The sequence below is a fragment of the Halostagnicola sp. A-GB9-2 genome (assembly GCF_030068615.1).
Taxonomy (GTDB): domain Archaea; phylum Halobacteriota; class Halobacteria; order Halobacteriales; family Natrialbaceae; genus Halostagnicola.
Map to the genome: position 1 here is coordinate 738,597 of NZ_JASJOC010000001.1, position 24,821 is coordinate 763,417.

Genomic DNA, 24,821 nt, shown 5'->3' on the forward strand with positions numbered 1-24,821 from the left:
TCAGAGAGGGAGATGATCGTTCCAGTAATGTCTTGCCCTATACTGAACGATACGTGCTTCACCTGTACTGAACGTCAACTACGTATGCTTATTGACCGCTGGGGTTCCTACCAACCAGCGTATCTGTTCGAAGAGTCGTGATGAATACAGAGCGCATATCAGTTATCAGTCCCGTTCTCAAATTGAGTAAATTTAATTAGCTCAATATTCTAGGGAACGGTTATCAGATTGACTGTGAGCGGCGTAAATCGTATTAGAAAGAACACCATATCGATTCACATGGTGGAGGAAGAGGAAATACCTGATCAGATTAAGGACAAAGAAAAAATTGCTGCGGAAAAGATATTTCCATTTCCTACACGAAGCTACGTGAAGAATCCTTTCTCATCAAAGGAAGACGCAGATGATAATGAGGATTGCAAAAATACATACTCAGAAGTGCTAGACCGAAAGAAGATATTTCCATTACATTTCAAAGAGACGAATAGCAGTGAGCTTGCCGCGTTATTGATTCATGAAGATTGGTATGAGACATTGAAACCGCTGTATGATTATTTTGTTACAATTTCAGGAACGGTGAGTGTGGCGGGCGTACCGGAGAACGTCAAATTGATAGTTGAAGGGTTAACTCAATTCGTTCCAGAATATGGAATGCAGGGGTGGATTTTTACCATCTCAGTTTTAGGTGCGCTGAAATTGGCTGCAAGTCGAGCCCTCGAAGTGGGGAGATTTAAATATGAACAGAGTGTGATATATACGCCGCGCATGCCTGGCGAAATTGGCTACGGGGGAGACCTAAGATTGGTATCGGATTTGGACTTGTAAGACGGCACCGTTCCTTAACATTATGGCTTGTTTATAGGAATTCATAATGTTTACTATGAGCTATGTGTCAGTGGTCACCTCATACTCTATATTCAGCAGGCTGCTCTTGGCATAGTTCGGATAGATCGATAGCCGCTTCGGTAACTACTTGCACTGTACTTACCGCGAGTTTCATTGAGTCTCTAAATAAAGAAATTGTGCTACTATCTACTGTTATGAACAAGTGTATAGTAGGTCGCTTCAACATTCAGAATATGACTACAGAAGACGCTGCCGCTCTCGATTCACTTACAATCTCATCGCGTGAAGGAATAAAAAGGCGCACGAGCACAATCAATTTCCAGGTGATCCCATGCGGGTCGCATTTGAGAACTGGGACGGACATCAACAGGCGCGGGTGAAGACTCCAACCGAACACCTAGAATTCAGCATTAGCCCGAAGGACTTTATCAGACATATCGATGGGGAGACGTGGCCGACTCGAAGCGACGCAAAAACGACGGTGTTTGAGATAGATCGCTATCCGACTATTATGTACGATCGCGCAGAGGAACTCGAGGGCTCTGAAGAGCTTGACGCGGCTGTTGATGAGGTGTGGGAAGAGATGAAGGAGTTCTGGTGGGACGAGGTTGAATTCGTTGATGAGATCAAGGTCATGGGCGAGCACACCGTGGAAGTGTGCTACGAAGAGACGAAGAGTAGGGTTAGATGTTGTCGAGGTAGCGCCGTCGAAGCTCCATTTTCTCGCGTTCCGAGCGAGAGTCGTAGTGTTCGTCGATGACGTCCTTTGAGACGTCGAGTCGGTCGCTGACGACTTCAGCAGGAGTGTCCATCGACAAGAAGTGGGTGATGGCGCCTCTGCGGAACGCGTGTGGGCCGACGCTGTCTGGGCACTTGCTGGCGGTCATGCGTCCTTGGACAGCTTCGCAGTGGTCTGGGTCGCGGTCGTGCGGGCAGTCTTTACCGTACATGCACGGTCTTGATAGTCTGTAGACGTAGGTTTGGAACGTATTTTTTGTGATCCGTCCATGCTTAGTGGTGAACAGTGGTTTTCGGTCGTGGTCGTCGGTTACATCGTGCCGGTGTTCACCAATATAGTCTCGGAGGATGTTGACGGTGCGCGTTGAGATTGCGACTGATCGTTCTCCTTTCTCCTTGTTTTTCAACGGCGTATCCTGTTCGGGCCGATGGTGTAACTCAAGGAATTCTTCACGGAGATGGAGGTGATCAAGGTCGATACTCCGAGCAGCTCCAGCGCGCATTCCGGTCTCCCAGATCAGGCGCGCGATAGCATGATGAATTCCTGCGTAACTGAATTTGTCATGGTGGGCGAGAATGTCGTTCGCTTTCTCCTCCCGTACGACGTCTTTCTCACGAACAGGTTTGCGATCGACAGCAGGTGAGTCGATGCTTTCAGAGAGGCCGTCACGCACGCCGTCGATATTCTCACAGAATCTGATGAACACGCGCAGTGTATCCATCTGTGACTTTAGTGTGGTCTGGTTGACTTGCTCTGAGCGCCAGAGCCTGAAGCGGTGGATGTCGCGTCCACCGACGTCGTTCAAGTTCCCGATTTCTTCGTTCTTGCACCATTTGATGAAGTGTTTGAGTCGGTAGCCATGCGATTGTAGGGTGGCTTCGGCGACTTCGCTCCTGCGCTGCTGTTTGTACATCTCGACGGCTTCGTCTGGTTCGAGTGGTTCGAGTTCGTCTGGGTTCGTCATGGATTGCCTTATTGGGGTTGCTCCAGAGGAATTGCAGTAGGTTCCCGTTGAGGCGATGGCGGCGTGGAGCCGGTCGGTTGGTCGGCTAACGTGATATTGACTGGGTGTAGGGTTGGCTTGATTGCGGGCCAGCCAGCGACGGCTCGATTCCTTCGTGGAGTCGGAAGCGGAACGAGCGTAGCGAGTGAGAACCGATAGGCCGTAAGCGCAATGACGCGAGGCCGTCAGGCTGAGTGTCATCAAAGAAGGCTGGCACACGCGCAGCGCGAGCGAGCATGTGTCAGACTTCAAGCAGTTCGAATCTGCGCCGGCCCACTTCTCCCGCAACGCAAACCTGTGAGCGATAGCGAACGATCTGCGTTGCGGAGAATGGTTTCCAAGCAGATTCGAGCAGGGAAGTCGCACGCCCGGAAAGCGACCGAAGGGAGCGACCCGGAACGTCTTCCCGTGTTCGACATCTGCGCCGGCCCACTTTTCCCGCACCTCACGACAACGAGCGATACGTGACGGGAGGCCGCGGTACTGCGAACGGCGAAGCCGTGAGCGGAGCGATCCGTCCTCGAGGGAGGAGAAATTGATCCAAGCGGGGCAGGACTTCAGGAGGACAACAGTGATCTTGCGGAAGGCGACGGCGGTAACTCTGTAAACGCCACTGAGCGTTCAGGAATCGTATGCCATGTGTTCGAGAGCCAGGACCATTCTGAAAAAAGGACAAGCAGTGCAGTGATAATAGCGAGAACTGCACCAATTCCCGCGTCTTCGGTCATGCTACACCGAATGCACCGACAATAATGGAAACACTGGCTATCGTCTCATATCCTCGGATTGCTGGACTGGAAGGCAGACACACGTTTGTCAATTCTGGTGTTATGAACGTTTCTCATCAATGATTTGAACTATCCTGTGAGAGTATCATTCACCGCACCCGAACACGAACCGACCGACAGTTCGAAACGAGTTCTCGAGCAGCCGCTCACAGATTCACCAATCACATTCTCTCGAACGAATCGTACGAGCGAGACCGATGCGTTCACCCAATCGGTGAACGCGAACCACAGTCGCGCTTGACCCCGCCCGTTGTGATCCGCCCGTGTGTCGCAGGTAGCTATCAGACATCTGCAACGTCGAATCCCCGTCGTCCCGTGACGGAGACTCGTGCCTCTGACAACCCTGAGAGATGGAAGTGGGTGCTAATACTCCCAGCGACAGGGCCATTTACTTATTAGACAAAACTGGTAAAACGTTCCTTGTGTTGGCAATATTTGTGCCAACATTTCGCAAGGTGATCAGTCGAGAGCGACTGCTCGAGTGAACGGCCACAGCCGGCCCACACAACACGAAATCCGGGAAGGAAATTCCCCGGTTCGAGAGAGCGTTGCGGCCGAGCGCAACCGTTACCGGCATCGGGACCCTCGAGTCGAACGAATGACTGATGGGCTAGAGCGCGACGTTGCCGAAACCGAAGCGGTCACACAGCGGCGGGACGACGTGACCGCTCGAGTACGATCACACGCGGGCCAGATCGCCCGCGAACTCGCCCTGTTGCAGGGCGGCGACTACGGTCAGGAGACGTTCGACACGGAAGCCGCGACGTGGACGGTAAAATACGAGGGCGGCGACATCCAGTATCTCCGACACAAGCCAAACTCCGGCGACGAAACGTACGTCGTCTCGACCAAACAGCCGGCCGATCCCGAGGCGCTCGAGGTGGCGATGGAAGACTACGGGGCGTTCATCGACGCGTACAACGAGTACGTCGCGTCGTTCGACGACGTGCTCGAGGACGTTCCCGAGGAGTTCCCGGCGATCGAATCGGCGGCAGATCTCGTCGCAGAACGCGACCGGATCGTCCGGCGGATTCACGACGCCGCGACCCAGATGGCCGGGCAGTTACACCGCTATGAAGGCGAGTACGGAACCTACTCGACGACGATATCGGGGACCCGCTGGGAGCTCAAGTGGGACGGCAACGAGGTGTCGTACCTTCGCGTCGGCGGCTCCGACGGAACCTATCTCGTCTCGCAGTACGGCCCGCCCGCCGCATCCGAACTCCGGCGGCTCGCCGACGACGTGGGGGCGTTCGTCGACTCGTTCAACGACGAGGTGGCCGCCCTGGAATCCGATCTCTCGGAAGTGTCACTGGGTACCGACGGGCGGTAAACGCGATCCAAACACGGGCGGTCCCGATCGCGGCGACTGTGGCTCGAGTCGCCGTTTGTCACGTGTAGGTGATGATTTCTCGGTTTCACGCACCCCTTACATCGGGCCCGATAATTGACAGTCTCTGCCTACGAACAGTTCAGCGAGGAAAGTATTCGACAATCAGGGTAACTGACTATCTCCCTTTTGGCGATCTCGCACCCACCGTACAGTGTCTAATGATGACAACACGACGCGCAACGCTATCGGCGATTGGCGCACTGGGAGCGGGAGCGGCGCTTACTGGATCGGCACTGGCGGTCGGCGAACACGAAGACGACGAGCGAGCGCCGGACGACGAGACCGGCGACGATGAGGTTCCCGACGGAGTCTCGGCGGTTCGAGTCGCTCACTTCTCGCCGGACGCGCCGGCGGTCGATATCTACCTCGATGGTGAACAGGTTCTCGAGTCGGTCGGCTACAACGACGTGACGCCGTATCTCGAGATCGAGCCCGGAACAGCGGCGGTGACGATCACCGCGGCGGGCGACGCGGAAGCCGTCGTCTTCGAGGACGACGTTCACTTCGGGCAGGCGTTCTATACGGTCGCGGCGATCGGCGAGCTCGAGGCCGACACGTTCAGCCCGCTGATCCTGACCGACGCCGGATCCGCGTTGATTCGGCTCGCACATGCGTCCCCGGACGCGCCTGCGGTCGACGTGGTCGGTAACGACGGTTCGATGGACCTGTTCGAAAACGTCTCGTTCGGCATGGCGACGAACTACGTCGCGCTTCCCGCCGGCAGTTACAGCCTCGACGTGCTCCCCGCTGCGAACGGAGCCGAGGAGCCGGACGCGGGTGGCGAGGCTCCCGAGTACGATGGCGATGGAGCCGACGAGACAGAACACGACGTGGACCAAAACGGAGACGGCGATCACGACAAGGTGATGGACGACGAGGATGGCACAGAAGACAACTACGAGAACGACCAGGTTGCAAACGGCCCCGACGAGGCCGGAGAGGCAGTTGCCAGCGTCGACGTGACCCTCGAGCAAGGCGGCGCGTACACCGCCTACGCGATCGGCTACCTCGAGCCGGAAGCGAACGAGGAAGCGTTCGACGTCGCCCTTACCGAAGACGGTCCGATGGCGTTAGTCGAAGACGACGACCCGACGGACCCTGCCGAACCCGAGCCCGAGGACGAAGCCCCCGAAGCGGCAGACGACGATGCTGAGGAGTACCAGGACGAACCTGACGCCGAGGCCGCTCCAGAAGACGATGCAGGTCCGGACGAGGTGACTGAACCCGACAACGAGTACGACGGTGACAACGAGTCGGCAAACGGCAACGGACCCGCCGGTAACGAGACGGACTACTGACGCAGAGGCTGGCCTCACAGAAGATTCCTCCTTTTGGTCACTGCGATGGAATCAGCTTCCGTAGTCGAGAACGGAGAGCGTCTTCGTCTCCTAATACTGTTTGACCAGTCGTCCATTCTATCCTCATCCGTCCGGATAAACCAACCAATTCAGTCCATTCTGTCCTCATCGCACCCGAATGACCCGAGCAGTACGGACACGACAACGAGTCGACGCTCGAGGACTGTTATGCTGGACTATTCTACCATCCGAACAGCCTGAAACGCCACTCGAGGGGCGTTGGTAGCTACCGATTCGAGGAGGAAGGAGTGAAGAAAGCGTCGGCACACGACCGATCAGGCGTCGACGTACCGTTGTATCCACTCCTGTCGTTGTTCGAGAATGCGTCGACCCTTTGGGGTCAACGCGTAGTAGTTCGTCCGCCGGTCGATCTCTCCTTTCTCGACGAGTTCGAACTCGACGAGCGTATCGAGGTTCGGATACAGTCGACCGTGCGTAACTGGTTGGTCGATGTACCTGTTAATATCGTCCAGAATCTGCTGACCGGACGGACGGTCCATTCCTGCAATAACGTACAACAAGTCGCGTTGGAATCCTGTTAGCTGGTCCATGGATCACCCTCTGAGTAACGACCTTCATCGATCTATGGCTTTGTTATAGAGCGTGTACGTTCTCCGAAGCGGTTTCGTTCGTCTCGAGGTGCAGTGATTACTCGCTACGGTTTTGCTTCGATGGCTCGATCGGAGCCACTGTCGCTGTATTTTTGCGGGCGACCGGCGTATCGGCCGGCATGGACGAGGATTCGCTCGCGTGGGAGACGACCGACAGCACGGTAGCCTACTCCTGTCCGGGCTTCGATATCGTTAACGAGACCGTTCAGCTTCCCGATGGGACCGAAACCGATTTCGATTACCTCACCGAGCCGCCCAGCGTGTGCATCCTTCCGCTGACCCCCGATGGAGACGTCGTCTGCATCGAGGAGTGGAGACAGGCGGTTTCCAGAGTCAACCGTGGGCTCCCCGTCGGCGGCACCGAATCCGACGACGTCGACCTCGAGGCAGCCGCTCGACGAGAACTTCGCGAGGAGACCGGCTACGAAGCGGACTCCCTCGAGTCGCTCGTAACGGTCGAGCCTGCCAACGGATTCGCCGACACGGTCGTTCACTTCTTCGTCGCACGAGGCTGTCGGCCGACGGCCGACCAGCAACTCGATCACGACGAGAGCATCCGAGTCGCGACGACGACGCTCAAGGAGCTTACCGAAGCCGTCGCCGACGGAACGATCCGTGACGGCCGGACGGTTCTCGCACTCTCGTACTATCGACTCTTCGGAAACGAGTGAGCGCCAAAAAATAGTGTGCGGTCGAACGTGCTAAAGCAACCTCGTCGCTATCGTTGCCCTGATCAGGTTAGTGCAACGACCGAGGGCTGCTCGTCGTTCTCATCGGCGGCACCGTTCTCGTCATCGGCGGGGTCGTCCTCGTCGTCAACGCCGTTTGCTTCGTCGTCAGTCGTTTCGTTGTCATCCATCTCGTCGTTCTCAGCGTCTTCCTCCTCTACTTCTTCCTCGAGGTCGGTCGTGTCTCCGAGGGTGAGCGTCTGTGCCGTCGCATCACCGATCGTGATCGCTGATGCGGAGGCTTGCGTGACGGTCTGGGTGTTACCGTTGTCCTCAGCGGCGTCGTTGTCGTCGACGGCACCGTTGTCCTCAGTCTCGTTGTCCTCTTCGTCAGCTGCGGGATCGTCCGCCTCGTCGTCACTCTCGAGTGACTCGACGGTCATCGATTCAATAGTGATGTCGTCGACGTCGAACTGTTCGATGGTGAGTTCGTCGAGTTCTTCGGTCTGGCCGTCTTCGTCCTCAGCGGCACCGTTGTCCTCGGTCTCGTTGTCCTCAGCGGCACCGTTGTCCTCGGTCTCGTTATCCTCAGCGGCACCGTTGTCCTCGGTCTCGTTGTCCTCAGCGGCTTCATCGTTCTCATCGTCGAAGATGCCACCGACCCAGTCGCCGATCTGGTCGACGATGCCATCATCGTCTTCGACGGTGAGTTCGTCGATGGTCATCTGCTCGACATCCATCGTTTCGATGGTAAGTTGCTGAACGGTTAGCTCGTCAGCGTCCTCGTCGATGAGGTCTTGCTGGGCGGCGTTCTCGTCATCGTTCATCTCCTCGTCATCCATCTCGTCTTCATCGGTGGCGTTCTCGTCATCGTTCATCTCCTCGTCATCCATCTCGTCTTCGTCGGTGGCGTTCTCGTCATCGTTCATCTCCTCATCATCCATCTCGTCTTCGTCGAGTTCGAGGTCGTCGAACGAGACATCTTCGAGCTCGAGTGACTCGATTTCGATGTCGGAGATGGTTACGACGTCAGCGTCCTCCTCAACGCCGTTCTCATCAGCGGCACCGTTCTCCTCAGTTTCGTTCTCATCAGTCTCGTTGTCCTCAGCGGCGCCGTTATCGTCGAGTTCCTCACCGAGTTCCGCCTCGTCTTCGATATCGAGGTTCTCGACGTTTAGCTCATCAATTGTTGCGTCCTCGACGGTAACGTTGTCGAGGTCGAGTGTGCCCACCTGTACGTTTTCTAGCGTTGCGCTCGTGTCTCCGGTGTCGTCGGCGGCCGTTGTCGCACCGGCGAGGGCTGGACCCCCCGAGAGGGCGACTAACAGGGCGACGAATACAACACCGATTTTCTGCGGTCGTGAAACCATGCCCCCGATGCTACGCCGCTATCCGGGCTAAAACGAGGTGACTGTTACACCATTATCTCGGAGAAACCACTGTTAGAAAACCCGAAACGGTCACTAATGGCCGATTCACTATCGTCTTCTCGTGAGCCACCCCCGCCCTACTCGAGGGAATCGGGATATCGTTCGCGGCGAATGACCGTTATCCTTGCACTCGCCATTCGCGTCGATCGCGGTCGATGGAACGGAACGTTTACCGCTTCGCTCGCAAACACACGGTAGATGCGAGAGTGCTTCGAACTCCAAGACACAGACGCCGGAGGACGGATCGGCGAACTCACCGTGCCACGTGCCGGCGTCACCGTCGAAACGCCGGCGCTCCTTCCGGTGATCAATCCGAATCTGGACACGATCTCCCCTCGCCGACTCGCCGACGAGTTCGGCGCGGAGATCCTTATCACCAACTCCTACATTATCTACAACACCGACGACGTTCGTGAACGGGCCCTCTCGGAGGGGCTCCACGAAGTCCTCGATTTCCCCGGCGCGATCATGACCGATTCGGGCTCCTTTCAGCTCTCGGAGTACGGCGAAATCACGGTCACCACCGAGGAGATCCTCCAGTTTCAGGCCGACATCGGCTCGGACATCGGAACGCCGGTCGATATCCCCACGCCGCCGGACGTTTCTCGAGAACAGGCAAGAGACGAACTCGAGACGACCAAAGACCGACTCGAGATCGCCGAGGGCGTCGACGTCGGCGAGATGCTGATCAACGCGCCCGTCCAGGGATCGACCTATCCTGACCTCCGCGAGGAGGCCAGTCGGCACGCCGACGCGACCGACCTCGACGTCTTCCCGGTCGGCGCGGTCGTCCCGCTGATGAACGATTACCGGTATGACGACATGATAGACGTCGTCGCCGCCGCAAAACGCGGGCTCGGTGCCGACGCGCCGGTTCATCTCTTCGGCGCGGGCCACCCCATGATGTTCGCCCTCGCGGTCGCGATGGGCTGTGACCTGTTCGACTCCGCGGCCTACGCCCTCTACGCCCGCGATGACCGCTATCTTACGGTTCGTGGTACCCAACACCTCGAGGATATCGAGTACTTCCCGTGTTCGTGTCCCGTCTGTATCGAGCACTCGCCCGAGGAGGTTCGCTCGCTTTCGAACAAGGAACGAGAGAAGACCCTGGCCGCCCACAACCTCCACGTCACCTTCGGTGAGATTCGACGCATCAAACAGGCCATTCGGGCGGGAAACCTCCTCGAGCTCGTCGAAGAACGCGCTCGCGCCCACCCGACGATGCTCGACGGCTACCGAACGCTGCTCGATCACGCCGACCAGCTTGAGGCGGCCGATCCCGTTTCCAAAGGCGCGTTCTTCTATACCTCCCACGAGAGCGCTCGCCGTCCCGAAGTGCTCCGCCACCGGGAGCGACTCGAGCGGCTCTCGGTTCCCGACACCCTCTTTCTCACGGAAGGCGACTCCGACGGACCAGAGACGTACGAGGACGCCTGGCGAGTCAAACCCCCCTTCGGGCCGTTCCCGCGGGCGCTCTCGAAGAGCTATCCGCTCACCGCCGAGGTTCCCGACCGGATCGACGACGGGGCGCTCGAGGCCGCCGCCGAGGGCGTCGCCCGACTGGTCGAAGAAAACCCCGGCACCGAGTTCGGACTGGGTCACCTCGGCTGGCCCGCGGCGGTGCTCGAGGGCGTTCCCGACTCGGTCGAGACGATCGACCTGACGAAAGAACACCGTTAGTGCAAGCGCGATTTCGCCGCCCATCCGACGACGCGTCACCAGAACAGCAAAGAGGCGCGGGGATACTTTGTACAGATATGATCGGAGCAGCGTCGCTCGCCCTCGGTGCCATCGTGATCGTCCTCTTCGGATCGTGGCTGATCAGGCGGTTCCGAGGCGGGGGATCCTCGAGCGACCGGCGACAATCCGCGAAGAGCCACCGGGAGGCCCAGAACCGAGAGCCGCCGGTCGATGTCGGCGACGAGCGAACGGTCGGGATCGAGGAGTTCACGGTCCACCATTCGGGCGAGCGTCAGGCGGTGACCAAGGTCGAAGGCTTCGTCGTTTTCGTCGAAGACGTGCCTTCGGACGCCGAGGTCGCAGACGTAATCGAGATCAAAATTCTCTCGTTTAACCGCGGACACACGTCGGCGACGGGAGCGTATCTCGGTCGAGCGTAGCGCTTTTGGACGGCTTTCTCACCGCATTCAGTAGGGTACTATCGGAGGCGCTGGCGAGGAGGTTCGGCGGTCGGTTCATTTTGGTGCCTTCCTCGGGCGACTGCCGATGGACGACACCAACATGTTGGAATGACATATTTGATACTTGGTGCCATCGATTACCCATGGACGATAGAGACGCTTCGACAGTTGACGCCGGACGCCGGTGGTCTGTCCACGACGTAGCGGTGCTCCCGCAGGAGCTCCGGCGGAGAAATCCGGTTCTATTCTGGACCGCGGCGGCCCACGTTGGTTTGCTACTGATTTTTCTCGTCGGGCTCGGAGTAGACTACAGAACCGTTGGCGGGGAGCCCGTCTGGCTCAAGCCCGCGAAGTTCGCCGCTTCGATCGGGTTGTTTACCGGGACCCTCGCCTGGCTCACACCTCACCTATCGGTCCCCGGGCGATTCCTCCGGCTGGTTTCGTGGAGCGTCGCGATCGGGCTCTGTATCGAAATCGTTGCGATTTCCGGTCAAGCCCTTCGTGGTACCGAATCGCATTTTAACTCCGCGACAGCGTTCGACGCGGTCGTCTATCAGACGATGGGGCTGGTAATCGTCGGAGTCACGTTGTTGATCGCCTGGCTGTTCGTCCGGGCGGCTCGAAACGGATTCGACGTGCACCCGGCCTTCGCGCTGGGAATCACGCTCGGCGGCGGGTTGTTCGTCGTCGGTGCATTCGAAGGCGGGGTGATGGGTGCGTTGAATACGAACACCGTGGGTAGCGGATACACACTCCCGGTGGTAGGCTGGACGCTCGTCGGAGACTTTCGGGTAACACACTTCGTTGGGCTCCACGCACTGCAAGTGCTCCCGCTGGTCGGGTACCTGTCAACTGTCGCCCAACAGCAAGGTCGGATCGATAATCCTCGGCGGCTCGTCTGGGCCGTCGGGTACGTCTACGCGGGACTCTTGCTCGCGGCGTTCCTGCTCGCAGTTACGCCGCTGGTTTCGTGACGGCGAGAGCGTTCGGTATTTCCCCTCGATGGACGTAGTCACGCCCGAGACGAGAGGAATGATTAGCGCCACGTTCGAAATACAACTCCCGCCGGACATCTGGATCACCCAGCTTTCCAGAGCGTTTCCACAGGCTACGTTCAGACTGCTGTCCGGATACCGGGTTGAGGACTCGGCACTGGAACTCGGCGAGACGGTCACGGACCACCCGAACGACGTGGCCGCCGAAATGGCCGATCATCCGTCGATAGCGGCCTACGAACTGCTCGAGTCGGACGACAGACGCGTGCTCGCGAAATACGAGACGACAGATACCGCTCTGTACGACTTCGTCGAACAGTCCGCACAAACGATCGAGTTCCCGATTACCGTCCAAAACGGTTGGTACGAATTCGATCTGACGGGTACGCGCGAAGAGCTGGATCGATTTCAGGAGGTACTCGAGAGCTCACCGCTGTCCTACGAACTCCGTTCGCTCGTCGGGGCACAGGAGACGGACGAGTTGCTAACCGACCGCCAGCGAGAAGTCCTCGAGACTGCGATTCGGGATGGGTACTTCGAGATTCCACGAGAGTGTACGCTTTCGGAGCTTGCCGACTCGCTCGAGATCGATAAATCGACGGCGAGTAACATCCTTCGCCGGGGCGAAGCGCGGATCGTCAAATCGTTCGTTAGCCGCCCAGATTGACGAAACGATCGGAAAAACCATCGCGGTCGCAGCGCGGCCGTAAAGCGCTACTCTGAGGCGGTAGCGTCGTCGTACTCGAGCGTCTCGCCCGTGTCCTCTCGGTTAGCTTTCTCATCGCGCTCGCGACCCTCACTTACGTCGAACGCCTCGAGGGACCCGTTCAACGCCTGGGCCGACTCGGCGAGCGAGCGCGCTCCGGAGGCGATTTCCGAGACCGAAGCCGTCTGTTCTTCCGATGCCGCGGCGACACTGTTGGCTTCGGCGTTCGTCTCCTCGCTCACGTCGGTCGCTTCCTCGACCATCGAGACGACTTCCTGGCTGGCTCTGGCTTGCTCGTCCGTCGCCTGATTGATCCCGTGGACGCCGTCGTTCACTTCCTCGACCTGCGTCGTGATGTCCTCGAGGGCCTCCATCCCGTCCTCGACGGAGTCGACGCTGCTGTCGACTTGATCGCGCATTTCGCGGACGCTCCCGACAGTCTCGTCGGTGCTCTCCTGTACCTCGCCGATCAGCGAATCCGCCTGCTGGGTCGCCTCGGCGGTTTCCTCGGCGAGTTCCTTGACCTCGTCGGCGACGACTTCGAACCGCTTGCCCGCCTCGCCGGCTCGAGCGGCCTCGATCGACGCATTTAGCGCGAGCATGTTCGTTTGATCCGCGATCTCGTCGATCAGATCGACGATTTCGCTAATTCGGCCCATCTCTTCGTCCAGCGAACCGATCTCTTCGGCAATCGTTTCGGTTCGGCGCTCCAGGCGGTCCATCTCGGTCAGGATCTCGTCCGTCGCTTCGCTCGCGTCCTCGGCGCGGTCGGCGGTCTCTCCGGAGACGTTCGCGACGGTCTCGGATGTCGAGGCGACCTCCTCGACGGTCGCCGAAAGATCGTTCATCTCCGAGAGGACGTTCTGGAACTTGGTCTCCTGACGGTCCGTTCCCGCGGAGATCTGTTCGGCCGATTTGCTGACGTCGTGAGTCGCCCGTTCGATCTCGTCGACCCGAGAGGCGACGTCGGCGCTAACCTCGTCGACCTCGGTGCCGAGGCGCTGTATCGTGAGGATCGTCTCCTCTAACTCGTCGAGCATCTCGTTGAACGCGTGGGCGATCTCCCGCATCGCGTCGTTGTCGAGGTCCTCGTCGAGTTCCTCGGTGAGGTCGCCGTCCGCGGCCGCTGCCATCGCCTCGCTGACGCGTTCGGCCTGTTGCTCGAGTCGCCGTGCGAGGTCCTCCGCCTCCTTTTGTGCCGCTTGTGCTTCGTCGCGAGCCTCCTGTGCCTCGACTTGCGAGCGCTCGATCTCGGCGACGAACTCCTCGAGGTCCCGTTGCATGGTATCGAGCGATTTGCCGAGTGTGCCGGGAACGTCCTCCTCAAGGGCTGGATCGTCGAACTCCTGTCCAGCGATCGCATCCGCTTGATCGGCGACCGTCCGCAGGTAGTCCGTGGTGTCGGCGAATCCATTCTGGACTCGCCCCAGTTCGTCGGATCGGTCCGTGGACTCGATTTCGACCTCGAGGTCGCCCTCCGAGAGTGCGCGTGCGTCGTCGGCGAGGTCGTCGAGTGCGCGGGCCGTCGGCCGACCGAGGAGGAGGCCGATGGCGATGAACCCGAGAAGCGAAATCCCGACGAGGAAGAGCAGCGAGTTGCCGACGTTGTCGGCGAGCGCGTAGGCGCTTCCCTGTGGGGCGTGAGACGCCAGCACCCAGTCGGTGCCGTCGACGGACGCCCAGGAGACGAGTTCGTCCGTGTCATCGTACTCCGCGACGCCAACCTCGTCGTCTTCGTCCTCGATGATCGATTCCGTTTCATCGGATCGGTAGAAGCCCATGAGGTCGTCGGTTCCCGCCGAATCAAATAGCACCGTTCCGTCCCCGCCGTCGAGTACCTGCGTGTCGCTCCCCTCGATCGGGTTGTGGAACATCGAGGCGCGTTCCTCAACGCTAACACTAATCATGATCATCCCGTCAGCCTCTCCATCAGCGTAGATCGGGGCGAGAAATCCGAGCCTGTACTCGTCGTCGTGGTGGTACGTATCCGTATACGTCGGGTCGAAGTCCGCCTCGAGGTCGCGGACGCCGCGTTCTTCGATTTCGCCGTCTTCCTCGACGTGGACGTTCGCACTGCCGAGCAACTGACGAACGTCCGTTCCGGTCACGTCGTCGTTGGTGCTCTGTTCGATGACGGCGTTGGTCGTACCGAGTCCGGACTCGAAGTAATGGATATCTTGTGTCGTCTCGGGAAGTTCGTCCAGTTCTTCGTGGAGTAACGCCTCGATTTCCGCCTCGTCGTCACCGGCGAACGTCTCGTGGGAAGCGAGGAGACGGGTTGTCTGCTGGTGGTCTTCGACCCAATGTGAGAGTTCCTCGGCTTCGTCCTCCGCGGTGAGTTCCATATTCTGTTGTGCGTCGTCGGTGAGCGCACTCGAAATATCGACGTAGAAAAAAACGGCGGCGACGAACGTAACTAATAGGACGATACTGAGTACGACACCGAACTTCGCGAGGTAACTCCGCTGTACCCGCTCCGGGACGACTTGCTCGACTGATGGCAGCATTTTGTATGATGTCACAATCCAAACAGTAGCAGCAAGAAGCTTCCGGCCGTTTCGGTTTCGGCACCGCTGCCATTGCTCACAGCGAGAGAGATCTTACTTAATATTGGAAACTATATCTGTCAAACATGTTTGCATCCGTCCTGCTCGAGGCACCGCCACCGGATCTCGCGCCCCCGTTTGGAATACTCCTGCTCTTGCTCGTCGGATCGGCGATCGTCTGGGTGTACGCGGACGCGAAGAAAAACAGCACATAGTTGCCCGCGCTGTGGGCGCTCGCGGTCATACTCGCTCCGCCGCTGAGTGTCGTGTTGTATCTCCTGCTCGGCCAGGATAAGTGAGAGCCCGAGTAGCGGATGAAAACGGCACCGCTCGAGCGGGACGAATCGATGCGGCCGGTATCGACAGTCTCTTTCGCGCTCCGACACCAGTTCGACTATGACTGACTACTTCGAGATTCACGCGCGCGACGGGGCCGCGCGCCTCGGGGAACTTCGACTCTCCGAGTCCGTTCGGACCCCCGGACTCGTCGACGACGTCCTCTCCGACGCCGGTTCGCTCTGGGCGGCCGAACGGGAGCTTCCCAAGGGCGACGAGTCCGCCCTCACCGTGCTCCCCCACCGCGGATTTCCGGGCGGGACCGACGAGGAAGTCCAGCAATCGTTCGCCGTCGAGTATCCGGACGTCGAGTTTCCGAGCGCCGCCGTCGTCTCGAGCGAAAGCGCCGAATTCCACGGTATTCCGGAGCCGGACGATCCCGAGACGGGTGCCGACGCGTACATCGTCTCCGACGCTCGGTCGGCGATCGGCCACGGTGCGGCGTTGGTCGAGGCCGTCGTCAGCGTTCGCGAGGCGATTCCGGCCGACACCGCCTTGATCTTCTCGGGCGTCGCGACGCCTCGGAACGTCGCCCTGCTGGCCTACGCGGGCGTCGACGCCTTCGACGCCTCGAGGGCGATCATCAAAGGGACTCAGGGCAAGTACCTCACGAGCGAGGCCGAGTACTTCCTCGAGGATCTCGAGGAGCTACCCAGCCCGCTGAGCGAGGAGACCGATCCCGAGGCCTTCGACCGCGAGGACTGCGTCGAACACAACGTCGCCGCGCTCGAGGCCGAGCTATCGATCGTCCGCCAGCGGGTTCGAGACGGGCGGCTACGGGATTACATCGAAGGGCAGGCCCGACACGATCAGTGGCTCACCGCGGCGATGCGCGAACTCGACGACCAGTGGAGCTACCTCGAGGAGCGGACGCCGATCCTTCGAGAGGCCGACCTCGACGCCTCGACGTCCGACGCGATTCGACGGGTCGAGATCCAGCGCTTCGCCGACCGCGTGACGAGCCGGTACAGAAACCGGTTCAAGAACCCGCTCGTGCTCACCCCGTGTTCGGCGAAAAAGCCCTACAGCGAGTCACAGAGTCACGGGCAGTTCCACGACGCGATCCAGTGGCGGGCCCACCAGGTGTCGATGACCTCGCCCATCGGCGTCGTTCCCCAGGAACTCGAGACGACCTACCCGGCCCAACACTACGACAGCGTCGTCACGGGTCGCTGGTCCGAAGACGAAAAACAGTTCGTCGCGACGGTGCTCGAGCGCTACCTCGAGCGCAACCAGTATCCCCGAATCGTCGCCCACGTCCCCGACGAAGGGTACCGAGACATCGTTGAGCGGGTCGAAGAATCGCTCGACCTGAACGTTACCTACACCGTCGCGAAAGGTGCCCATCCGACCGACGAGGAATCGATCGCCGCCCTCTCGAGCGAGCTTTCGGGCGAGTTGAAATACAGCAAACGCGAGCGCGAACACAACACGGTTCGTGCCATCGCCGACTACCTGCTCGGCGACGGGGCCGGCGACAAGCTCTTCACTGACATTCAGACGACCAGCCGCTATCCCAAGATCCAGGTTCGAGACAGCGAGGAGACCCAACTCGCGACGATGGTCCGCCAGTACGGCACCCTCTCGTTCACGCTCGAGGGAGCGAAACAGTGGGTCGAAAGCGACGCGCCCGTAAAGCGCGTCAAGATCGACAACTTCGTTCCCCACGGCAGCGTGCTCGCGCCGGGAATCGTCGACGCTGACGAGAACATCCGCGTCGGCGACGAGGTCATCGTCGAGGGCCCGAAGGCCTTCGGCGTCGGCCGCGCCGAGATGTTCGGGACGGAAATGGTCGAGAGTACGCGCGGCATCGGCGCGGAGATCCGCCACGTCGAAGAGCGGTAACGACGACAAACGATACCCGCGAAGAGCGGTTCTCGACCTCTTATAGACGCTCGCTATAAGAGAAACAAAACGGATACCGACAACAGCCCGAAAGCCCCTGGGTGCTCGAGGGCTGGCACTCGCTGCGGTCCTCACTCACTTCGTTCGTTTCGGTCCTTGTGTCGTTTCGCGCCTCGAGCCCGCCAGCCCCTTTCAGTCCCGCCCACGGCGGTTGGGTCGGGGTGCTGCCGACTGTAACAATTGCGGTGCTCACGGTCGTGGCAGGTAAACGGGATGCTATCGCTCCCGGCTGTCACGCGTAGGTAGCGATAGTGATCGATATTATACGTATGGGTCAGACCAGGATCAGAGAACAACCGCGTTTTAGCGGCCGAAGTGTGAATTATACACATTCTCAGAGTTTCGGACCAGTCCGGCCTTCGGAACTACTGTCAAACAATCTATGTAGTATATCTACTCTCGAGTCGTCTCTCCTATTGGTGTAACACAATGAGTTCAACCGCAACGGTAGACGAATCAACCCCAGAATACTCCCTTAAACATGGTTGGCGAACACTCGCGATCGCGGGCGGTGTTATCGGCCTGATCGGCATCCTCGCGATAGCCTTACCGGTCGTAACCGGATTGTCGGTAACCGTCGCGCTGGGTGCACTGCTCGTGCTGAGCGGACTTGTCCACGGCGCACACTCGATCACGACTCGAGGGTGGAAGGGGTCGATGTGGCAACTCGTCGTCGGCGTCGTGAGCCTCGCCGCCGGTCTCTTCGTCCTCGCGAACCCGGTCGTCGCGCTCGCGAGCCTGACGATCTTGCTCGTCGCGTACCTGTTCGTCGACGGGATCGCCGAACTGTGGATGGGCGTCCGGATGGCCGGCGAACCCGGCCGCAGGACGATCGTCGCGAGCGGCGTGCTGTCGCTCGTCTTAGCGGCCATGCTCTGGACGGGATTTCCGGCTGACGCCGCCTGGGCGATCGGCCTGATCGTCGGCGTGAGCCTCCTCATCACCGGTATCTCGATGGCCGCCGTCGCTTTCGCCGGTCGAGGCGACGCGGAGACGGCACCCTCCGCAACCGGACCTCGCGGGGCGTGATCCGTCTCGAGAGGTCTATTGCATTCCAAGAGATCGTCAACGACTACGACTCGAACATCGACTCGAAGAATTTTCGCTCGGCGGTCCGCAAGTGCTGGTTGAGCGTCGCCGGGGAGATATCGAGTCGTTCGGCGATTTCCTCGCCGGTACTTCCACGCGGCCAATCGAAGTAGCCGGCCGCGTAGGCCGTCTCGAGCGCCATTCGCTGTTTTTCCGTGAGCCCCTCCTGAAGTACCGATTGTGCGCCTATTTCGTCCGTTTCGCGCTGGTCGTACGATCGCTGGGCGAGGTAGCTGACGCCGTCGTGACGGTCCCGGACGAGTTCGACGATTTGACGGGTATCACGACCCTGCGGGAGCTGGACGACGAACCGGAATTCGCCGTTGTCGATCGTTATCGACGTAATCCGGCCGCCGTGGGTTGCGATCGTCTCGAACAACGAAGCGACGGCCGGAACGACCAGCTCGAATTCGAACTCCTCGTCGCCGTTCGTGAGGAATCGTACGTCGTCGAACCCCTCGGTTTGGTCGACTTTCTCCTGAAACGTTTCCTGCGGAATTCCCTCCGCCGAGCCGTACGCGAGCAATGTTTCTCCCTCCCAGATCAACCGATCGAAGCGGATCATTACCGACTCGGCTGTCGACAGGTCGGCGAGCGGGTTCGCTAGCTCGTCGATCTGGAACTCGAGTTCGACGACGGCGTCGCTTACCAGCGCTTCTCGGCGTTCGATCGCCGTTATCGCGTGTCCGATGACATCGCCCATTCGTGATAGGATGTCCTTTTCCGGACCGGTAAACGCGCTTACGGAGGTCGAGTACACGGCGAGGATGCCGTAGACGAGTTCCTCGTGGTTAATCGGAATCGACGCGACGGAGCGATAGTCATACTCGAGTGCGACCTCGCGCCACGGTTTGAAATCCGGATCAGTGCGAACGTCGGACGTGATCTGGACCTCCTGCGTGTTGAGTGCCGTTCCGCCGGGACCCTCCGCATGCTTGTCGTCACCGGTCGAAATCGTGATCCGCTCTAGGTACTCCTCGTCGGTGCCAGCCTCCGCTCGCGGAACGATTTCGTCGCTTCCCGGATTCACGCCGCCAATCCAGGCGAATTTGTAGGCGTCCGACTCCGCGAGTTGATCGCAGACCTGTTGCTCAAGTTCCATTCGCGTGTCGGTCGTGATCACCGCGTGGGTAATGTCGTGGGCGATCCGATTGAGGCGGTTGAGCGCCTCCATCTCCTGTCGCCGTTTTTGGCGTTCGCGGCGCTGTCGAGCGCGTTCGATCGCGTGATAGATCGTCCTGACGAGCAACGGGGTCGTGACCTCGTCTTTGACGAGGAAATCCTGTGCGCCCTGCTGGATCGCTCGCACGCCGATCTCCTGATCTCGAACGCCCGTCAACACAACGATCGGGACCGATTCGGCCGTTTCGTGGACCGATTCGAGCGTTTCGATACCGTTGCTGTCAGGGAGGTTTAGATCGAGCAACACGACATCGATTCGAGCCGTCTCGAGCGCCTGGATGCCGTCCTCGAGTCGGGTCTCGCAGGTGACGGTCGGCCGTTCGTCCGTTCGTTCGTCGAGATTGAACCGCTGGGTGAGTTCCTCGGAGTCGCGAAGCATCTCCTGGATCAATCGTGCGTCTCCGGGGTTATCCTCTATCAGGAGGATGTGAACCGCCTGATCCGCCGCGGATTTCCCCTCGTCACCGGCCGCTGTCTGCTGTTCTACCGCGTCCGGTCGGTCCCCTTCGGTTTCCTCGCGAACGTTGGTACTGGTCATGAGGATCTATCCTCCGGGGGCAGTCGAACCATCGAAAACCAGAACTTCTCGAAGGTGCGAACGGTCTCGATGAACGCGTCCGGATCCACCGGTTTCGTCAGGTAGGCGTTCGCACTCAGATCGTACGACGTGATAACGTCCTCTTCGGCCTGGGAGCTCGTGAGAACGATAACCGGTATCCGCTGAAGATTCGGATCGTCCTGTAGTTCCTCGAGGACCTCGTCGCCGTTCATTCGTGGAAGGTTCAGATCAAGCAGGATGAGATCCGGACGCGGGGCGTCCGCGTACTCGCCTTCCTGAGAGAGAAACTCGAGAGCGTCAGCGCCGTCGGAGACAACGTGTAGATCGTTCTCGATTCGACCGCGTTTGAACGCCTCTTTCGTGAGCCGGATATCGCCGGGGTTGTCCTCGACGAGTAAAATCCGAGCGGGTTCGGCGTTGGACGTCGATGTATTAGTCATCTGTTTGTGGGGGTGCCGGTAGTTGTACTGAGAACGTCGATCCCTCCGTCGCGGTGGAGTCGACCCGTATTTGGCCGTCGTGTCGCTCGACGATTCGCTGACAGAGTGCGAGACCGATCCCGGCACCAGGGTACTCTTCGGTGCTGTGAAGTCGGTTGAACACTTCGAATATTCGATCGGTGTCCGCCGGTTCGATTCCGATTCCCGAATCACGCACCGAAATCGTCCTCGATGCCTGTGACTTTGCCGCGAATACAGTTATACGTGGTGTCTCCTCGCCCGAGTAGGTGAGTGCGTTGTCCAATAGATTCTGAAAGAGTTGGCGAAGCTGGCCCGGATCACCGTAGACGGTCGGAAGCGATTCGACGGTGATTTCGGCATCGGTTTCTGCGATTTTCACCGCCAGATCAGCCAGAACGTCGTCGAAAACCCGCTTACAGTCGACTGGCTCGAACGGATCGCCCCGGGTATCGATCCGCGAGTACGCGAGCAGTCCGTTGATCATCTCTTGCATTCGATCCGCGCCGTCGACCGCGAAATCGATGAACTCCCGTCCGTCCTCGTCGAGTGCGTCTCCGTACCGTCGTTCGACCAGCGTGAGATAACTCGAGACCATTCGAAGCGGTTCCTGGAGGTCGTGAGACGCCGCGTAGGCGAATTGCGCTAAGCGTCCGTTTGACTCCTCGAGTTCGTCGACGAGTTCCTCGAGCCTTCGCTTGGATCGAACTCGTTCGGTGATATCCTGTATCATCACCATTCCCGCAAACACCTCCCCCTCCTCGTCGCTGACCGGAAGCGTATGCGCGTGCCAGTGAGAATCGCGGTGCTCGAAATCGAACGAGCGCCGTTCACCATCTAGGGCGGCCCGGAAGTGCGGCTCGAGCGTCGCCGCCAACGACTCCGGATACCGCTCCCAGATCGTCGCGCCGACGATACTGTCGGCAGTCGCGTCGACCGTGTCTAACGCCTGCCCGCCTGTAAGCGTGTACCGCAATGTTTCGTCGAACAACGAAACCGCGCCGTTCGGGAACTGTTCGACGAGCGTTCGATACCGACGCTCGCTCTCCTCGAGTTCGCGTTCGCGACGTTTTCGCTCGGTAACGTCCCGAACGACGCCGACGGTTCCCTCGTACTCGCCCTCCGAGGACAGAAGCGGCGTAAACTTGCTCTCCGCGGGCACCCGCTCGCCGTCGGCCCGTTCGACGTGGGCCTCGAGGGTTGCCGCCTCCTGATCGGCCCGCAGGAGATCAACCGAGCTCTCGGCCGCCGTCGTGGATACTTCCTCGCCGATGACGACCGAGCAGTGCTCGCCGAGAATCTCCGCGCGCGAGTAGCCGATCAACTCCAGGTACGCGTCGTTGACCAGTCTGAACCGGTATTCGTCGTCAAGCACGTAGATCCCGTCCTCGACCGTCTCGACGATCCGCTCGTACTGGGCCAACTCGCGTTCGCGCGCCTTGCGGTCGGTGATGTCACGACCGATTCCCGCGAGAACCGTCTCACCGCTGGGATTCTCGAGTGCGGAAAGGGTGAACTCGTACTCAAACGTTCGCCCGTCCTTCGTTCGCATCGGCGCTTCGATACGCGCATACCCCGTTTCGAAGCCGTCGTCGACCGCGTTCTCGATGGTCGACGCGTCGGTATCGAACAGGGTGGACACCTCCATCGACTCGATTTCCGCGGGCGAGTACGCCGTCACTTCGGGAACCGTTTCGTTCCATCGTCTGAGACGGCCCCCAGCGTCGATGACACAGAACACGTCGTCGATCGTATCGAGAATCGCATCAGTGTACCTGATGTACCGCTGCAGCCGGCGTTCTCGGTTCTCGCGTCCGAGTTCGTAGCTCACCCACTGCGTGATGAGTTCGACGAACGTCTCCTCCGCCGGCGTAAACGGCAACGAACGGGGAGATTTGTCTTCGAAGCACAACGTTCCGTAGCGTTCGCCGTCGACGATCACTTCTCCGCCCAGATAGCAGTCCAGTTCCCATCGATCGTATGTGGGCTCGTCGATCGAGTCGGTCGTCGAAATATCGGCGAACCCGAACAACCCGTCGGCATCGATCGTTCGCCGACAGTACGTTTCCGACAGTGGTGCGATCGATCCCGGATAAATCTCGTCGCTCTCGCCGCTCGCGTGTGTCACTTCGAACTGGTCGTCTCGCTCGTCGGTTTTCGCCAGGAATCCGACTTCGAGACCGAGTCGGTTGCGCCCGATCTCGAGCATTCGATCGACCTTCTCGTCGAACGATCGGTTCTGATCCGACGCGATCGCATAGAGACGGTGGAGCGTTTTGGTGTTCTCTCTTCGCTCTTGTTCCATCTCCCGCCGTCCGGTGATGTCCTCGGCGATGCCGACGATTCGAGTGACCGTTCCGTCCTCGTCCGTAATCGGATAGGCCCGATCGTGGACCCAGCGAATCGACCCGTCCGGCCGAACGACGCGAAACACCTCGTCGTACTCCCCCCGGCTCCGATCGGGAATCGTCTCCCGAACGCGCGCTCGGTCGTCGGGGTGAATCCCATCGAGAAACGATCTCGGAGAATCGTAAATAGACTCCTTCGATCGACCCCATATTTCCTCGTACGCGGGGTTGACATAGTGAAATTCGTCGGTGTCGACCGAACTCATCCAGACGACTTCGTCCAGGTTTTCCGCGAACTGGCGAAACCGTGCTTCGCTCGCTCGAAGGTCCCGTTCTATCTCCTTGCGCTCCGAGATGTCCTGAAAGTAGACCGATAACCCCGTTTCGGATGGATAGGCGTTGACCTCGAACCAGCGCTCGAGTGGCTCCGGATAGTAGAATTCGAACGACGTCGGCTCCTGACTCGTCATCGCCTGCTCGTACTCCGTTCGCAGCCTCGAGTCGGCCGCCCACTCGAACTCGTCCCAGACGGTCTTGCCGACCAGCCCCTGATCATGAAAGTCGATCAGTTCTTCGGCTTCGTCGTTTGCGTACGTGAACCGCCAGTTCTTGTCGAGCGAGTAAAACGCGTCCGTGACGCGGTCGAGGGTCGTCTCGAGTTCGGTCTCGAGGCGCGTCTGTTCGGTCACGTCCTCGAGGGCGTACACCGCACCGTCGAACTCGCCGTCGTCGGTCGTAAGCGGTGCACAGTGTGTTGACAACCACATTCGTGTGCCGTCCGGATGATCGATCCCGACGGTCTCGTCGTAGACTGGCTCGCCGGTCTCTTTGACCCGCGAAAACGGCATCTCGTCGCCCGAAATCGCCTCGCCGTGTTCGTCGACGAGATTCCACCGGTCGTCGTCGTGGTCGTACGACCGGAGCGTCTCGAGCGGTCGACCGAGGAGTTCCTCAGCCCGTTTGTTCGCGAAGACGTTCCGACCGTCGGCGTCGATGAGAGTGATTCCGACCGGGCTCGTTTCGACGATTCGATCGGTGATCGTCTCCGCGTTCCGGAGGGAACGTTTCGTTCGCTCCGTGGCGATTGCGGATGCGAGGAGGTTCGAGACGTTTTTGAGAAAGGTGACCTCGTGTTCGGCGAACTCCCGTCGTGTCGTCGTGTATACGCCCAGAACGCCCCACACATCGTCGGGTGGCCCGATGCTAACGCCGAGCCCGCTCGTGATCTCGTGGGTGGCGAGCAGATCCGTCACGGCGAACCGGGCATCGGCCTCGATATCCGAGACGGTCACCGGCTCCCCGGATAACAGCGCCCGTCCCGCATGAACCTCCTCGCGTATCGGGGTAGTTGCCGAGCCGACGACCTCCTCCTCCCAGCCGATACCCGCTCTCAAGCGGAGCGTTTCAGAAGAAGTACACAGCTCGAGAACGCCGCAGTTATCGACCTGCAACGTCTCTCCGACGGCTTCGGCCGCGTCGCATAACAGACTATCAAGATCGTCGGACTCGAGGGCTCGTTGACCGATCTCCGTGACCGCCTCCTGTTGTCGAACGCGCGAGTGAAGTGCGTCCTGAGATTGGTCCGAGGTTGCCATGCTAGAATGAATCGAAGAGAGACGGCCAAGCGCCGTAAATGTAGCGCTCAATGCGTTAGACAGACGGACAGTCGGATTCGGTTGAACGGGATTTGGATCCGATTCAGCGTTGCTATTTGCCAACC

The 24,821-nt window shown here is 59.5% G+C and carries 19 protein-coding genes; 12 read left to right on the forward strand and 7 right to left on the reverse strand.

What is annotated here, in order from left to right:
- Positions 1-279: 279 nt before the first annotated feature.
- Both QNM96_RS03685 and QNM96_RS03690 read left to right on the forward strand, forming a co-directional pair.
- Positions 280-825, forward strand: a complete 546-nt coding sequence (locus QNM96_RS03685; protein WP_283834657.1) for a hypothetical protein — start codon at positions 280-282, stop codon at positions 823-825.
- A gap of 352 nt (positions 826-1,177) precedes the next feature.
- Positions 1,178-1,606 (forward strand): hypothetical protein, encoded by a 429-nt coding sequence (locus tag QNM96_RS03690; RefSeq protein WP_283834658.1) that lies wholly within the window; start codon positions 1,178-1,180, stop codon positions 1,604-1,606.
- Here the strand turns inward: QNM96_RS03690 and QNM96_RS03695 are convergent.
- A complete protein-coding gene (locus QNM96_RS03695) occupies positions 1,530-2,789 on the reverse strand; it encodes a site-specific integrase (RefSeq protein ID WP_283834659.1) in 1,260 nt (419 codons plus the stop codon). The genes QNM96_RS03690 and QNM96_RS03695 overlap by 77 nt on opposite strands.
- Before the next feature lie 1,185 nt (positions 2,790-3,974).
- Between QNM96_RS03695 and QNM96_RS03700 the strand changes: the two genes are divergently transcribed.
- Positions 3,975-4,709 carry a hypothetical protein gene (locus QNM96_RS03700; RefSeq protein WP_283834660.1) on the forward strand — a complete coding sequence of 245 codons (735 nt, stop codon included), beginning with the start codon at positions 3,975-3,977 and terminating at the stop codon, positions 4,707-4,709.
- Positions 4,710-4,930: 221 nt separating this feature from the next.
- Positions 4,931-6,067, forward strand: coding sequence for a DUF4397 domain-containing protein (locus tag QNM96_RS22915; RefSeq protein WP_345782515.1), 1,137 nt, complete (start codon positions 4,931-4,933; stop codon positions 6,065-6,067).
- A gap of 335 nt (positions 6,068-6,402) precedes the next feature.
- Here the strand turns inward: QNM96_RS22915 and QNM96_RS03710 are convergent, their stop codons facing one another.
- Entirely contained in the window at positions 6,403-6,678 is a 276-nt protein-coding gene (locus QNM96_RS03710) for a PadR family transcriptional regulator (protein WP_283834661.1), read from the reverse strand.
- 179 nt (positions 6,679-6,857) lie between these two features.
- Here QNM96_RS03710 and QNM96_RS03715 point away from each other — a divergent pair, with 179 nt between their 5' ends.
- The gene (locus tag QNM96_RS03715) at positions 6,858-7,409 is read left to right on the forward strand and encodes an NUDIX hydrolase (RefSeq protein WP_283834662.1); all 552 of its coding nucleotides are present in this window, start codon (positions 6,858-6,860) and stop codon (positions 7,407-7,409) included.
- A 62-nt stretch (positions 7,410-7,471) separates the two neighbouring features.
- Here the strand turns inward: QNM96_RS03715 and QNM96_RS03720 are convergent, their stop codons facing one another.
- On the reverse strand, positions 7,472-8,776 hold the full coding sequence (locus QNM96_RS03720; RefSeq protein ID WP_283834663.1) for a hypothetical protein: 1,305 nt from the start codon (positions 8,774-8,776) through the stop codon (positions 7,472-7,474).
- A gap of 258 nt (positions 8,777-9,034) precedes the next feature.
- On the opposite strand from QNM96_RS03720, the gene tgtA reads away from it, so the two are divergent.
- From tgtA to QNM96_RS03740, 4 genes are all read left to right on the forward strand, one after another.
- Entirely contained in the window at positions 9,035-10,516 is a 1,482-nt protein-coding gene (gene tgtA / locus QNM96_RS03725) for a tRNA guanosine(15) transglycosylase TgtA (protein WP_283834664.1), read from the forward strand.
- Positions 10,517-10,593: 77 nt separating this feature from the next.
- Positions 10,594-10,956, forward strand: a complete 363-nt coding sequence (locus tag QNM96_RS03730; protein ID WP_283834665.1) for an RNA-binding protein — start codon at positions 10,594-10,596, stop codon at positions 10,954-10,956.
- A 164-nt stretch (positions 10,957-11,120) separates the two neighbouring features.
- Entirely contained in the window at positions 11,121-11,951 is an 831-nt protein-coding gene (locus tag QNM96_RS03735) for a hypothetical protein (RefSeq protein ID WP_283834666.1), read from the forward strand.
- Between the two features lie 58 nt (positions 11,952-12,009).
- Positions 12,010-12,639, forward strand: coding sequence for a helix-turn-helix domain-containing protein (locus QNM96_RS03740; protein ID WP_283834981.1), 630 nt, complete (start codon positions 12,010-12,012; stop codon positions 12,637-12,639).
- A gap of 47 nt (positions 12,640-12,686) precedes the next feature.
- Here QNM96_RS03740 and QNM96_RS03745 read toward each other — a convergent pair whose 3' ends face one another.
- Positions 12,687-15,185: a methyl-accepting chemotaxis protein gene (locus QNM96_RS03745; RefSeq protein ID WP_283834667.1), complete on the reverse strand. Its 2,499-nt coding sequence runs from the start codon at positions 15,183-15,185 to the stop codon at positions 12,687-12,689.
- A 125-nt stretch (positions 15,186-15,310) separates the two neighbouring features.
- On the opposite strand from QNM96_RS03745, the gene QNM96_RS03750 reads away from it, so the two are divergent.
- From QNM96_RS03750 to QNM96_RS03760, 3 genes are all read left to right on the forward strand, one after another.
- A complete protein-coding gene (locus QNM96_RS03750) occupies positions 15,311-15,439 on the forward strand; it encodes a hypothetical protein (protein WP_283834668.1) in 129 nt (42 codons plus the stop codon).
- A 181-nt stretch (positions 15,440-15,620) separates the two neighbouring features.
- A complete protein-coding gene (arcS, locus tag QNM96_RS03755; RefSeq protein ID WP_283834669.1) occupies positions 15,621-17,405 on the forward strand; it encodes an archaeosine synthase subunit alpha in 1,785 nt (594 codons plus the stop codon).
- 489 nt (positions 17,406-17,894) lie between these two features.
- Positions 17,895-18,494 carry an HdeD family acid-resistance protein gene (locus QNM96_RS03760; RefSeq protein ID WP_283834670.1) on the forward strand — a complete coding sequence of 200 codons (600 nt, stop codon included), beginning with the start codon at positions 17,895-17,897 and terminating at the stop codon, positions 18,492-18,494.
- A gap of 43 nt (positions 18,495-18,537) precedes the next feature.
- On the opposite strand, the gene QNM96_RS03765 is transcribed toward QNM96_RS03760, so the two are convergent.
- Genes QNM96_RS03765 through QNM96_RS03775 form a run of 3 tightly spaced genes read right to left on the reverse strand, consistent with a single transcriptional unit; the run spans position 18,538 to position 24,696 of the window.
- Positions 18,538-20,274, reverse strand: coding sequence for a bacterio-opsin activator domain-containing protein (locus tag QNM96_RS03765; protein ID WP_283834671.1), 1,737 nt, complete (start codon positions 20,272-20,274; stop codon positions 18,538-18,540).
- Positions 20,271-20,735: a response regulator gene (locus QNM96_RS03770; RefSeq protein ID WP_283834672.1), complete on the reverse strand. Its 465-nt coding sequence runs from the start codon at positions 20,733-20,735 to the stop codon at positions 20,271-20,273. The genes QNM96_RS03765 and QNM96_RS03770 overlap by 4 nt, the downstream gene beginning before the upstream one ends.
- Positions 20,728-24,696, reverse strand: a complete 3,969-nt coding sequence (locus QNM96_RS03775) for a PAS domain S-box protein (RefSeq protein WP_283834673.1) — start codon at positions 24,694-24,696, stop codon at positions 20,728-20,730. The genes QNM96_RS03770 and QNM96_RS03775 overlap by 8 nt, the downstream gene beginning before the upstream one ends.
- Between the last annotated feature and the right edge of the window lie 125 nt (positions 24,697-24,821).